This is a genomic window from Bacteroidota bacterium (assembly GCA_018692315.1).
In the GTDB taxonomy this organism is placed as follows: Bacteria; Bacteroidota; Bacteroidia; order Bacteroidales; family JABHKC01; genus JABHKC01.
In genome coordinates this window covers 1-13,530 of the sequence record JABHKC010000240.1, presented here as the reverse complement: position 1 = coordinate 13,530, position 13,530 = coordinate 1, and the positions used below count along the sequence as shown (strand labels likewise).

The following is a 13,530-nucleotide window of genomic DNA, read 5'->3' as shown; positions in this document are numbered from 1 at the left end:
TTGAAAATTAATAAATGATTAATTATACAAATCTAAAATTTTAAAATAATGAAAAAGTTTTATCTATTATATTTCTACATATTGTTGCTGTTTAGCAATCAATTTGCATTTTCACAAAATTATCCAATAGTAGAGACAAATATTACCGATTTCTATAGCAATACGGCAATTATTTCAGCACCATCTATAGGAGATGGTTTTTACGGTCAAGATGCGACTTACTCTGGTAATAATCCATCATATACTGATAATGGAGATGGAACTATTACAGATAATGTTACTGGGCTAATGTGGGCTCAGGATATGGGGGATAAAATAACATTTGATACAATGTTCACTATGGTAGAAGCTTCTGAATTTGCTGGTTATGATGATTGGCGGGTTCCAACGGTAAAAGACCTCTATTCGCTAATACTATTTACAGGTCAAGTGGGACCTTATAATACAGCTGTAGAAATGTTTATAGATACTAATTATTTCAATCAACCATTAGGTGATACAGCAATTGGAGAACGAGAGATTGATGCTCAAACATGGTCAGCTACTCAATATGTGGGAGTCACTTTTGAAAATAACGAAACAGTGTTTGGAGTAAACTTCGTTGATGGGCATATTAAAGGATATCCTAAATCGCGTAATGGTGCCGATGTTATGATGTATAGTCGTATGGTTCGTAATAATGTTGATTATGGAAAGAATGATTTTGTAGATAATGGAGATGGAACTATAAGTGATTTAGCTACAGGATTAATGTGGCAAAAAGCAGATGATGGTAGTGTAAGAGATTGGGAAGAATCATTAGAATATGCTGAAGGATTAGATCTTGCAAATTATAGCGATTGGAGATTACCAAATATTAAAGAATTACATAGTATTGTGGATTACACCAGGTCACCCCAAACGACACAATCACCAGCTATAGATCCATTGTTCGAAACTACAGAAATTCTTGATCCTGATGGTAATTCTGGTCAATACGGCTATTTCTGGTCTGGCACTACTTTCTTATGGGGTTCAAACCCAAGTGAAAGCGCAGCATACATTGCATTTGGTGAAGGACAAGGGAAAATGTTTGGAGTTTTAATGGATGTTCACGGAGCTGGATGCCAAAGAAGTGATCTTAAAAGCGGAAATATAGAAGATTATCCTCAATATGGGGGACCACAAGGTGACGTTAAGTATGTTTTCAATTATGTTAGATGTGTAAGAGATATTTCCATTGGTAGTTCTATTAACAATTATGATGAAAATATAGATATTAAAATCTATCCAAATCCAATGAATGACAATTGCTTTATTCAACTTGACCGGATTTATTCTAATGTTAGCATCAGTTTAGCAAATTCACTCGGAAAATATTTAATTAGATTGAATGAGACAAATACAGATAAATTAACTCTAAGCACGGAAGAACTTTCCCATGGTTGTTATTTCCTTGTAATTAATACTGATGGCAAACAGGTGACAAAGAAAATAATAAAATAATAATAAACGAAACGCCAACAATGCATAATAAAACATTAGGGGTTCAGTGGTTTGCGAAACATTTGTACGTTTAATCAAGTTCGCCAAATCTGCGATTTGACGAGTTGATTAAAAAGTTTAAATTTGTGTTAATCGCAAATTTGGCTAAGTGCAAACTCGATAAGTAAGTGTTTTAAAACCCCTTACGCTTCATATACGAGCCGTCGGAATAAGCTGAAAAAACGACTATTAAAAAAAAGGAGTAGGCATAATATTAAAAGTATTAAAAATGAAAAAATTATTTTTAGGGACACTTATTGTAATGTGTGTAAGCAGTTTTGTATTTTATTCTTGCAATAAAGACGTAGAAGAAACAATTGAAGAAACAACAACTCCATTGGATGTAACAGATTATTATTCTACAACAGACCCATTCTATAGTGGATATTATGTTGATTGGACACAAATTGGCACATATACAAGGAAATCTGTTGTTAGTTATACTAATAATAATGGTATAACACATTGGTACGAAGTGGTTGAAATACCCGATGGTAATGTATCATGGTTGACAACAGCATATTTGGCACAATTATCAGGTGGATATCTTGTTTGTCCGGAAACCACTGATGAGAATGAATTTGTTTTTACACTTATTAATGACACATCCTATTGGCATCAATGGGACGACACTCACAATTATATTATGAATGGGCCCCCAGTTGGCGGTTTTCAGGAGAACAGCACAGATACTGAATCAGATGTTTCATCAGGTTGGATGTGGTTAAGTGGGGTAACTATGGATTTCACGAATTGGGCGGTTGACGAATATTGTCTTGGCCCTGATTGCCCTCCCGGTAGTTCGAGTACACCTACAACAACTGACCAAGATGAAAGAGATAATACCCAACCTAATGATGCAAACTTTGAAGATGAAGGATATTCCCAAGATGCAATGTTATTTGGAGAGATGAATGTTACCGTTTCAACCTGGGGTGATTTTCCAATATCTTATGGTGATATGAGCTTAGGTGAAGGTGGTGGTTTCTATGCTTTTGTAATTGAATATGAGTCTGAACCATAGAAGATTGCCAAAAAAAATAAAGCGATGAAAACAAAAGAAAAAATATACGCCTTATTCATGACGGCCTTTATAATTATCTCCATGATTGTGTCAGGATGTAATAAAGACAATGATGTCTCTAACGATGAACCGGATGATAATCACACTGATATCTCCGGTTATCAAATTGTTGGGCAATTATAACGAATATAGTCGGAATAAGCTGAAAAAAGACTATCAAAAAAAGAAGTAGGCCTAATATTAAAATTATTAAAAATGTATAAAAAGATTTTATTTGCTGCGATATTTATTTTAACTATAATTGGATTCACAGCATGCGAGAAATCTGAGGATTTGTTAGATGATACAGAGGATGCTGAGGAAATTGTTATTGTTGATGATAGCGATAATCACGATGATGCAGAAGATTATATTTGGGATAGCTCTGAAGAAATTCAAATAATATTAAATGGAAGTACAATAACTGTGAATGGAACTGGTGCCACTGCTGAAGAAAGCACCGTAACCATAACATCAGCGGGAACATACAGTTTAACCGGCACCCTTGATGACGGCCAGATTATTGTGAATACAGAAGATGAAGAAATTGTAAGACTCATCTTAAATGGGGCCGGCCTCAACTGCTCGACAAATGCTCCTATATATGTTTTGAGTGCAGAAAAAGCAATGATTGTTCTCGCAGATAATTCTGAAAATTATGTAACAGACGGAACATCATATATTTTTGAAAATCCGGAAGACGATGAACCTAATGCCGCTATTTATAGCAAGTCTGACCTTACTATCTATGGAAATGGCACCTTAACTGTTGAAGGAAATTATAATGATGGTATTACAAGTAAAGACGGATTGATAATTACAAGCGGAACTATCAATATTAATTCAGTTGATGACGGTATCAGGGGTAAAGATTATCTTATTGTTAAAGATGGAAGTATCACTGTTGAAGCTGCTGGCGTTGGGATAAAATCAGATAATGAGGATGACACTTCAAAGGGATATATTACAATTGAAAAGGGCGAAATAAACATTACTGCCGGAGGGGAAGCAATTGAGGCTGAAAAAGATGTGGAAATTGTGCTTGGAGAAATCGTTCTATCATCAGGTGGAAAAGGTATCAATGGGACAATCGGTGTATTTATTGATGATGGAAACTTTACAATTAGCTCTGTTGATGATGCAATTCACTCTAATGGATTTATAACAATCAATGATGGTTCGTTTGTCATCTCTTCTGATGATGATGCCATTCATGCCGACTATGACCTGGTCATTAATGATGGGGATATTAACATTACAAATTCATATGAGGGTATTGAAAGCGCCGAGGGAGATATCACAATTAATGGTGGGGAAATTCACATTGTATCAAGTGATGATGGCATTAATTCAGCAGCGAATGGCAACAACTACATTTATATAAATGGCGGATATATTGTGATTGATGCAGAAGCGGATTGTTTTGATTCGAACGGGTCAATGGAAATTTCAGGTGGTACTGTATTTGTGAGTAGTTCAGGAGTTCGGGGGGGGACAATAGTTGATTGTGACTCATATACTTTAGATGGTGGTTTTATGGTAGGATTAAGTGCATCATCCCGACATACGGCATATCCCAACACATCATCAGACCAATATTCTTTAGTTATAGATTTCAGTTCATCACAGCAAGCTGGCACACTAATACATATCCAGGACAGTGATGGGGTAGATATTCTTACTTATGAACCTACAAAGGAATACGAGGCATTTATTTTTTCTTCATCCGATTTTATTAGCGGATCAACATATGATGTCTATCTGGGAGGCAGTTCATCAGGGACAGCTACAGATGGGTTATATATGGATGGAACATATACTGCCGGATCGAAATATGCCAGTTTCACTATTACCAGCACAGTAACAATTGTAAACTAACTTTGATTTGTCTGTATGAAAAAACAGAATAATATATTGTTATTTATAAAAGTGGGATTGATACTCCGCTACTTGTTCCTATAGGAACTGACTAAACCACTATGGACTTCCAGTCCATAGTGGTTTAGATAAATAATACTTATAATCACTAAAAAGTTATAATGTATTGCCGGTTTGTTTTTTGGATGATCTTAACAAGTTTCAACCAGAATTTATACGACATCAACACTGTTGAAATTACCTTCGAGGAATCGAACTGGGACTTCTTGCTGGACCAGCTTGTAGCTGCCTGACAGGAAGAGAGAATTTGTTACAAGTTTGTAACTTATAGCAAATCATTCATTGTTTGCTTAGGAAGACAAACCACCTACTAAATTTCACTTTTGAGAAGAAACTATGATTCATTAACTATAATTCATAGTTAAACTATTTTCTTTTAAAATTTACATAACTATAAAAGAGGATACTTTTTCAGTATTTTATAAAAAAATCTTTTTTGTTTCCCAACAAATATATACTTTCGTAATTTCAATAAATTTTGTAAGTTTTGATAAAGAGAGTATTGATTTTTAGCTTGTTACTGTCATTTGTTATTGTTGGAAAATCTCAAAAAAGGATTGCCCTCGTCATAGGAAATAGTAATTATGAAAATTCCATACTTCCTACTGCAATCAATGATGCTTACGATTTTGCAACTGCTTTACGTGAAGTTGGTTTTTGTGTAAGCTATCAGAAAAATCTGAATCTCGAAAATATGAAGCTCGCAATTGAAGACTTTTCACAAAAAATAAATGAAGACGATATTGCATTGTTCTATTTTAGTGGATATGGAATTCATATGAATGATACAAATTTTCTGGTACCATTAGAAACACAAATAATATCATCAAAACATGTAGAACCATCATGTATCAATCTCGAGTATCTACTATCGAAAATGAAAACTACCGAAAATAGTATGAATATTATAATTCTTGATGCATGCAGAAATATCCCAATCAAGAAATTAAATTTAGACTATAGAGCTTTTTCATATACATCAGCTCCTTTAGGTTCTATAATTGCCTTTGCTGCCCAACCCGAAAAAGCTGTAGTAGAAACCGGTGGTAGAAACAGTTTATATACAAAAAGTCTGATAAGTGCAATTGAAATGCCCGATATTCCTATAGAAATTTTCTTCGATGTTGTTAGAAATAAAGTAACTAAAGAAAGTACAAATACACAAATCTCTTGGGAGTCAATGTCGAACACCAAAGACTTCTTTTTTGTTGAAGAAGAAAATGGCTTCGATGAAGATTTCTATTCTGATACTGAAAATAGCAGTAAAAAATCTTGCCATTACAATATGGTTTTTGTTGCCGGCGGTACATTTAAAATTGGCAGCTACAACGGCGACGAAGACGAAAAGCCTGTACATCCAGTAACTGTTGGCAATTTTTATATTGGCAAATACGAAGTAACTAATATAGAATTTTGTGAATTTTTAAACGACAAAGGTAATCAAGAAGTAGATGGCAAACTGTGGCTCGATATTTCTGATAAAGATTGTAATATCGAAAAACAGGGAGAATTTTTTACACCTAAAGGCGGAAACGACTACTTACCGGTAATTGAGGTTACGTGGCATGGAGCCGTAGAATATTGCAAATGGAAAGGTGGCAGACTACCAACCGAAGCAGAATGGGAATATGCCGCACAAGGCGGAAAAAAAACAAAAAATTATGTTTATTCCGGAACTTCCAACGAAAAACTACTTTTTCAGTATGCTAATTTTTGCGACGATAGTTGCAGCGAAAACTGGAAAAACAGAAATCAGAACGACAAATACAATTTATCGGCACCGGTAGGCAGTTTTAAACCTAATGAGTTAGGACTTTTTGATATGAGCGGAAACATTGCCGAATGGTGCATGGACTGGTATTCAAAAGAATATTATGCTATGAAAAAGATTTACAATCCGCAGGGAATGGAAAGCGGGAAATATAAAGTTCTTAGAGGAGGTTCGTGGAATGTCAGTACAAATTATTGCCGAACATCAAACAGAGCATGGAATTTTCCAAATGATTCATATAGCGATTATGGTTTTCGATTACTTATTCCTGTTGAGTAGCCATCAAAAAATATCTAATTTCTGTTTCAGATTTTAATTTCAAACAAATTCATCTTAATAAATAAAACCAAACACATTATGAATAAAATAGCATTCATATTTTTTGTTCTTACTATAACATTTAGCCTCTATTCTTGCAATTCTCAGCAAAATGAGACACTTGAGAATAATGCGATTTCTAAGACTGATATTGCATATGTTCCGCAATGGGCTAAAGAAGCAATATGGTATCAAATTTTTGTTGAACGTTTCAGAAATGGCGATAGCTTGAACGATCCTACCATTATGGATATACGAGGTACATATCCTGACGAAATTCCAAAATCATGGAAAACAACAGCATGGGGTAGCGATTGGTATAAAGCAGATAAATATTTCTCCGAATCTACCTTACCGGATAAATGGAATAATTTGCAATTACGTAGGTATGGTGGAGATTTGCAAGGTGTTTTAGATAAGCTCGACTATTTAAAATCAATCGGTATTAATGCAATTTATTTTAATCCATTAAACGATTCTCCTTCCTTGCATAAATACGATCCAAGATCATGGAGACATATCGACCGCAATTTTGGGCCATCACCTGAAATTGATTTAAAAATTATTTCAGAAGAAAACCCAATCGATCCTAAAACCTGGCAATGGACTGAAGCCGACAAAATGTTCCTAAAAGTGATCGACCAATGTCATAAAAGAGGAATAAAAGTCCTGTTAGACTATTCATGGAATCATACTGGAAGCGAGTTTTGGGCTTTCAAAGATGTCCGAAAAAATGGAAAAAACTCTCAAGTGGCAAATTGGTTTGAGATTGAAAGTTTTGACGATCCTAATACAAAAGAAAATGAGTTTTCGTATAGTGGCTGGTCTAATGTAAAGTATATGCCCGAAATGAAAAAAATTATTCTTAGCGATCCCACTGAAATTCCTTACAAAGGAAATCTGTATAGCAAACAAGCAAAACAACATATTTTTTCTGTGGCTAAACGTTGGTTAGACCCAAATTCTGATGGCAAGTTCAACGATGGAGTAGATGGTTACAGGCTAGATGTAGCTGCAGAAGTCCCGATGGGATTTTGGCAAGAATTTCGAAAAGAAGTAAAAAAAATTAATCCTGAAGCTTTTTTACTTGGCGAAATTTGGTGGAAATCGTGGCCCGATGAATTGCTTTTTCCTCACAATTTTCTGAAAGGAGATATGTTTGATGCTATTATGAATTATCGTTGGTTCCGACCTGCACGTCATTTTTTTGCCGATGCCCCTACCCCAATGAAACCAAGCGAATTCGTTGAGGCTTTGAAAGATAAATTGCGAGATATTGATAAAAACAGATCACAAACTATGATGAATTTGTTGGCAAGCCACGATGCACCACGCATTTCCACATCAATATACAACAATGGAGTTTATAAATTTAAGGTCAAACCATACGACAATCCTGAATACAAAATTGACAAACCTGACGAAAAAACAATGAAAATACAGAAAATGTTATTGATTCATCAGTTCACATTTATTGGAGCTCCGCACATTTGGTATGGCGATGAAATTGGTATGTGGGGAGCAGACGATCCGGATTGCAGAAAACCAATGGTTTGGCAAGATATTGATTATGAAGACGAAACTCATCACCCTTTCGGGAAAAACCGTGCCCAGGACAAAGTTGAACAAAATCTTGATTTATTGAATTTTTATAAAAACCTGATTAAAATACGTAAAGAAAATCCAGGCTTAATCTATGGAGATATTTCTTTTCCTGTGATTGATGATATAAATAATGTTGTAGCTTATTCACGGAAGTTTGAGTCAAATCAAATTATTGTAGTTTTTAATAAATCCACAGAATCTAAAACTGTTAAAATTCCCGTTGAAATAGAAAATGCTTTTTTCAATCCGTTAAATGAAAAAGAAGTTTTAAAACCTCAGAATGAATTTCTGACATTCGATATAAATGCATATGAAGCAAAGATATTTACACAGTTTAAAAATTGAAAATCGGTGAATTCGTGGCAATTTTTATTTGAAAGTTTTTTATTTTAGTATCTCAAAATAGACAATTATGAAAAGTATTTTAAACAACAAAATTATTTCTGAAAGATATTTTTTTCCAAGAAAAGATTATTTTGAAAACCCATATTGGATTGATTGTGGCAATGCGAATCTTGGCTGCAAATACTTTATAAAAGACAAAAGTGCCAAAACAATCATACATTTTCATGGCAATGGAGAAATAATTTCAGATTATTTTTCGGGATTTGTCCCAAAGTTTCACGAATTAGGATACAATATTTTTCTTTTCGAATATCGTGGATACGGAATGTCTAATGGAAATCCCGAATTAGTTACAATCTTGAATGATACAGAATTAATGATTCGCCAAATAAATTTACCATTAGAAAACATTATACTATTTGGACGTTCAGTTGGCTCAATTTATGCAATTCATGCAGCATCGTGCTTTCCCGAAATTTCGGGATTGATAATTGAAAGCGGAATTGCAAATATTCTGGAACGTATGCTTATGAGAGTAACACCTGTTGAATTAAATTTAGATGAAGATTCATTCGAAAATGAAGTATTGAAACATTTCGACAATGAATCTAAAATATCGGAATTTCGTGGTTCAAGCCTGTTTCTTCATTCCGAATACGATGGTTTGGTTGACAAAACACATGCAAAAAAGCTATTCGTAGCAGCTAATGAACCAAAACACTTGACTATTTTTCCTGAAGGAAATCATAATACTATTATTTCGGTTAATTGGCATGAATATTTTAATCTTATTGATAATTTTATTAAGAAAATAGAAATTCTGCCAAACAGTGGTAAATAACAAAGCCCCACAAAAAGTGAGGCTTTGTGACCGAGCCGGGGCTCGAACCCGGGACCCTCTGCTTAAAAGGCAGATGCTCTACCTGCTGAGCTACTCGGTCTATCTCTCAAAAAAGTTTTGCAAAAATAATAGCAATTATTTATATATCAAAATGAATATGAATATTTTTACGATTTTTTTCAACTATTGTAAACGTCTAAATTACAAGACCATACATTGTATTTCATTTTTAATAATAAAATATTTACTATAGCCATTAAAAATTAGAGCATTAAAATCTAAATTTGCAGCGTTTTTTTTGACGATAAAAACTAAAATTATGTATGTATCCGAAGTAAATATAAGAGTACGATATAATGAAACTGACCAAATGGGATATGTTCATCATGCAAACTATGCATGTTTTTATGAACTTGGCAGAACTGAATTATTCAGAAAAATAGGTTTCCCATATAGCGAATTAGAAAAAAGTGGAGTAATGCTTCCGGTTTTCTCGCTAAAAGTGAATTACCTAAAGCCAGCATTCTACGATGAGAAAATTACGATTAAAACATACTTGCGTAAAATGCCAAAAGTAAAATTGATGTTCGATTACGAAATTTTTAACGAAAAAGGAATTTTGCTGAATACTGGCGAAACAAGCTTAGCCTTTATCAATAAGGAAACCCGAATAGTAATGAGAGCTCCTCAATTTTTGCTCAACTATTTTACAAAATATTTCGAATAATAGAATTCCTTTTTTTATGAAAATTAATAAACCAACTTTAATTATTGATAAGAGCAAATCCTTAGAAAACATCCGGATGATGTGCCAGAAAGCTAAGAAAAACGGAGTCGTTTTTCGTCCGCACTTTAAAACGCATCAGATGCTTGAAGTTGGTGAATGGTATAGAAAATTCGGCATTGAAGCCATAACAGTTTCTTCGGTGGAAATGGCATCGTTTTTTGCAAAAGCAGGCTGGGAAGATATAACTATTGCTTTTCCATGCAATATTTTAGAAATTGTGGAGATTAATCAACTTGCATCAAAAATTAAGCTAAATGTTTTAATAGAATCAATTGAGACATTAGATTTCATTCTGCAAAACATTAAAAATAAGCTTGGTATTTTCATTAAAATCGATATTGGTGGCAGAAGAACTGGAATAATTCCTGAGAATATTTCTTTAGCTGAACAAATTATTGAGAAATTGAAAGACTCACGATTATTAAATTTTAAAGGATTCTTAGCTCATGCCGGGCAGAATTATATTGCTACAAGCAGACAAGAAATTATCGCAAATCATTTGTCAGGAAATAAAATTTTGTCTGATATTAAAAAACGATTTTCAAATACAAATGACGAAATCAAAATTTCGATTGGAGACACGCCTGCTTGTAGTATAAGCGAAGATTTTGAGGGAATTGATGAAATTCGTCCTGGTAATTTTGTGTTTTACGATTTAATGCAATTTAAACTTGGCTCATGTAATTTAAGCCAAATAGCTGTAGCTGTGGTATGTCCGATTGTAGCTATCCACAAAACGAGAAACCAAATTGTAATTTATGGTGGTGCTGTTCATTTTTCTAAAGAACATTTATTAGAAAATGACAGAAATCTTTTCGGATATGTAGTTAAATTTCAAGCAAATGGCTGGACAATTATTAAAAATTGTTATTTAGTTTCTGTTTCTCAAGAACATGGAATTGTTGAATGTTCCAGAGAATTTTTAGGTCAAATTTCAGTAGGTGATATAATTGGGCTATTGCCGGTTCATTCCTGCTTAACTGTGAATTTGATGAGAGAGAATTATCTGGTAATACGAAATGAGAAATGAGCAATTCGTAATTTCTATTGTAAATATAATTTTATCTTTGTTTGCCAATATTGTTAATTGAAAAATATATATTTTATGAAAATTGCAGTTGATTTTGATGGAACGATTGTGGAGCATAAGTATCCTGAGATCGGTGAGGAAATTTTATTTGCTTTTCAAACAATCAAGGAATTACAAAAAATGGGACATTTGCTAATTTTGTGGACCTACCGAGCCGGAAATGAGCTTGAAGCAGCTGTAAAATTCTGTGAAGAAAATGGTGTAAAATTTTATGCAATAAATAAAAATTACCCGGAGGAAGTTTTCGATAATACAATAAGTAGAAAAATAAATGCCGATTTATTTATTGACGACAGGAATATAGGTGGTTTTTTAGGTTGGAGCAAAATATGGCAACTGCTAAATCCGGAAGCAAGTGTTGAAGAAGAAGAAAAAAAAATATCAAAAAAGCGAAGAGGACTTTTTGGTCGTAGATAGAATGTTGATATTGCTATTTCATTTTCTAACTTCATGATGTAGCAAAACATATGCAAAACATTATAGCTACATTAGGTATGTTTCTTTTTATTTGGATAAAATAAATGTTTTTTATCTAAGAAAACCACTTGAAATATAAATCCTAAATCTTATTTTGAGTTGCTTGAAAAAGAATTTCCTTTTTAGTATATTCAATCTTTATGAAAAACCAATGTTTGTAGAACAGTTACAAAATCTCTTATCCTGAAAGGATTAAACGTGAAAGCATAGGCTGAAACGCAGTGCAAGCCTATGTCTGAAATTTGCAAGGGAAAAAGGGCTTAAAGTCCGAAATGTATATTCCAAAAAAATATATACAAACAATTTCACATTTCGGACTTTCAGCCCTTTATGCTCTACAAACATTTTACATAGGCTTTCTGCCTATGCTTTCACATTATGACCTTTCAGGTCAATAGTAATATTTGTGATTTTTTTTCAAAAAAATAGTGCATAATTGAAAATAGAAAATCAGTCGCACCCTTGCTTTAAACACCAAAATCCATTTTTGAAGACTTAGGCAAAAATGCTTGTTGCTATTAACACTGAAACCTCAATAATTGAAATCTTTATGTCGCTGGTTTTGCATATATATGGGTTTTACGTAATGAGCTTTTATACTTTACATGAAGAATAAAATCCAGCACCTCAAAATAAGATATAGCCATAAAAATACAATACGCAATTTATTTCTATTTTTTCGAATTGTATTTGTTATAATATTTGGATGATATGAAAAGACCTGACAGGTTTTCGAAACCTGTCAGGTCTGTTTGAAATACCCTGCTGGTGCAGGTTATTAGAAAAAATCTAATTCGGTGGATAAGTCAAAGAAACAGCATTTGTCATCTTTACCTGATAGCCTTCGCCAGGAATCATATTTCCAATATTATTTATTCCGTATGCGGGCCAATAAACAAATCCATAGCCATTTTTCACCAATACAATTTCGTTTACAATTGAGCTTAACATTGTGTCGATAGTAGCGGGGCTTGTGCGAATATAGCCTATCAGACTCCAGCCGGAATTTATGGAAATTGGCGTGTAAATTGGATTTAGAATATTACCACTAATCATGAAAGTGCTTGCAAAATTTGTTTTAACCTGATATCCTTCGCCGGTTGCAATATTTCCAATTTGGTTTATAGAAAAAGCTGGCCAGAAGACAGAACCAGAGCCACTTTTTATAATTAGTATATCTGAAATAATTGAAGCAAAAATAGCTTGAATGTCAGCATCAAAAGGGCTTATATATGTTGAAAAAATACTCCAGCCCAATGGCAAATCAATTTGTTGAATATCATAGTTGACTAATGATGTTAAACCGCTGGTGCCAAGCGAAACAAAAAATCCAAGGTATGGCATTTGTGGGAAAGGAATATATGTAGCCATTGCGTTATATTCGATATTTGTTGAAGCATCCCAAATTTTCCATTTAAATTCTTCCGAGCCTGCAAAACCATCGTTGCCAAGGTCTTCGCCCCAGGCTGTAACAGAGGTGGTTGTGCCGTCCCAAATTTGATATCCGCCGCATGCCAGAGTCCCGAGCGAATCATAAAATACGCCAAAATAATCGCCTGTATCGATTTGAACACCATTGATTTTGATTTGGGTTGTATTCGGAATAAGAATAGTATGGCTATATCCTGTGATATTGTACGACCAGCCGGGAGATTGAGCATTTGCTACCTCAATATATTCAATAAATTCAACCGTATCTGAACCGAAAAAATTGGAGACAATTAGTGAAACGGTATATAAACCACCGGTTTGGTATGTATGAACCGGATTT

General features: G+C 33.8%; 11 protein-coding genes and 1 tRNA gene. 10 read left to right on the top strand and 2 right to left on the bottom strand.

What is annotated here, in order from left to right; all coding sequences use genetic code 11:
• The first annotated feature begins 48 nt into the window (after positions 1–48).
• From HN894_17620 to HN894_17590, 7 genes are all read left to right on the top strand, one after another.
• On the top strand, positions 49–1,485 hold the full coding sequence (locus tag HN894_17620) for a DUF1566 domain-containing protein (protein ID MBT7145144.1): 1,437 nt from the start codon (positions 49–51) through the stop codon (positions 1,483–1,485).
• Positions 1,486–1,753: 268 nt separating this feature from the next.
• Positions 1,754–2,548, top strand: coding sequence for a hypothetical protein (locus tag HN894_17615; GenBank protein ID MBT7145143.1), 795 nt, complete (start codon positions 1,754–1,756; stop codon positions 2,546–2,548).
• Between the two features lie 24 nt (positions 2,549–2,572).
• Positions 2,573–2,731, top strand: a complete 159-nt coding sequence (locus tag HN894_17610; protein ID MBT7145142.1) for a hypothetical protein — start codon at positions 2,573–2,575, stop codon at positions 2,729–2,731.
• A gap of 72 nt (positions 2,732–2,803) precedes the next feature.
• Complete coding sequence (locus HN894_17605) at positions 2,804–4,465, top strand: carbohydrate-binding domain-containing protein (GenBank protein MBT7145141.1); 1,662 nt, start codon at positions 2,804–2,806, stop codon at positions 4,463–4,465.
• A gap of 547 nt (positions 4,466–5,012) precedes the next feature.
• The gene (locus HN894_17600) at positions 5,013–6,575 is read left to right on the top strand and encodes an SUMF1/EgtB/PvdO family nonheme iron enzyme (protein MBT7145140.1); all 1,563 of its coding nucleotides are present in this window, start codon (positions 5,013–5,015) and stop codon (positions 6,573–6,575) included.
• A gap of 78 nt (positions 6,576–6,653) precedes the next feature.
• Complete coding sequence (locus tag HN894_17595) at positions 6,654–8,564, top strand: glycoside hydrolase family 13 protein (protein ID MBT7145139.1); 1,911 nt, start codon at positions 6,654–6,656, stop codon at positions 8,562–8,564.
• A gap of 67 nt (positions 8,565–8,631) precedes the next feature.
• The gene (locus tag HN894_17590; protein ID MBT7145138.1) at positions 8,632–9,405 is read left to right on the top strand and encodes an alpha/beta hydrolase; all 774 of its coding nucleotides are present in this window, start codon (positions 8,632–8,634) and stop codon (positions 9,403–9,405) included.
• Positions 9,406–9,432: 27 nt separating this feature from the next.
• On the opposite strand, the gene HN894_17585 is transcribed toward HN894_17590, so the two are convergent.
• Positions 9,433–9,505 (bottom strand) — tRNA-Lys (locus HN894_17585).
• 219 nt (positions 9,506–9,724) lie between these two features.
• Here HN894_17585 and HN894_17580 point away from each other — a divergent pair.
• The 3 genes from HN894_17580 to HN894_17570 all read left to right on the top strand — a co-directional run bounded on the left by HN894_17580 (position 9,725) and on the right by HN894_17570 (position 11,699).
• Entirely contained in the window at positions 9,725–10,132 is a 408-nt protein-coding gene (locus tag HN894_17580) for an acyl-CoA thioesterase (protein ID MBT7145137.1), read from the top strand.
• A gap of 16 nt (positions 10,133–10,148) precedes the next feature.
• Positions 10,149–11,222: an alanine racemase gene (locus HN894_17575; GenBank protein MBT7145136.1), complete on the top strand. Its 1,074-nt coding sequence runs from the start codon at positions 10,149–10,151 to the stop codon at positions 11,220–11,222.
• Positions 11,223–11,297: 75 nt separating this feature from the next.
• The gene (locus tag HN894_17570; protein MBT7145135.1) at positions 11,298–11,699 is read left to right on the top strand and encodes a hydrolase; all 402 of its coding nucleotides are present in this window, start codon (positions 11,298–11,300) and stop codon (positions 11,697–11,699) included.
• An 849-nt stretch (positions 11,700–12,548) separates the two neighbouring features.
• Here the strand turns inward: HN894_17570 and HN894_17565 are convergent.
• A partial coding sequence (locus tag HN894_17565; protein MBT7145134.1) for a hypothetical protein occupies positions 12,549–13,530 on the bottom strand: 982 nt, incomplete at its 5' end.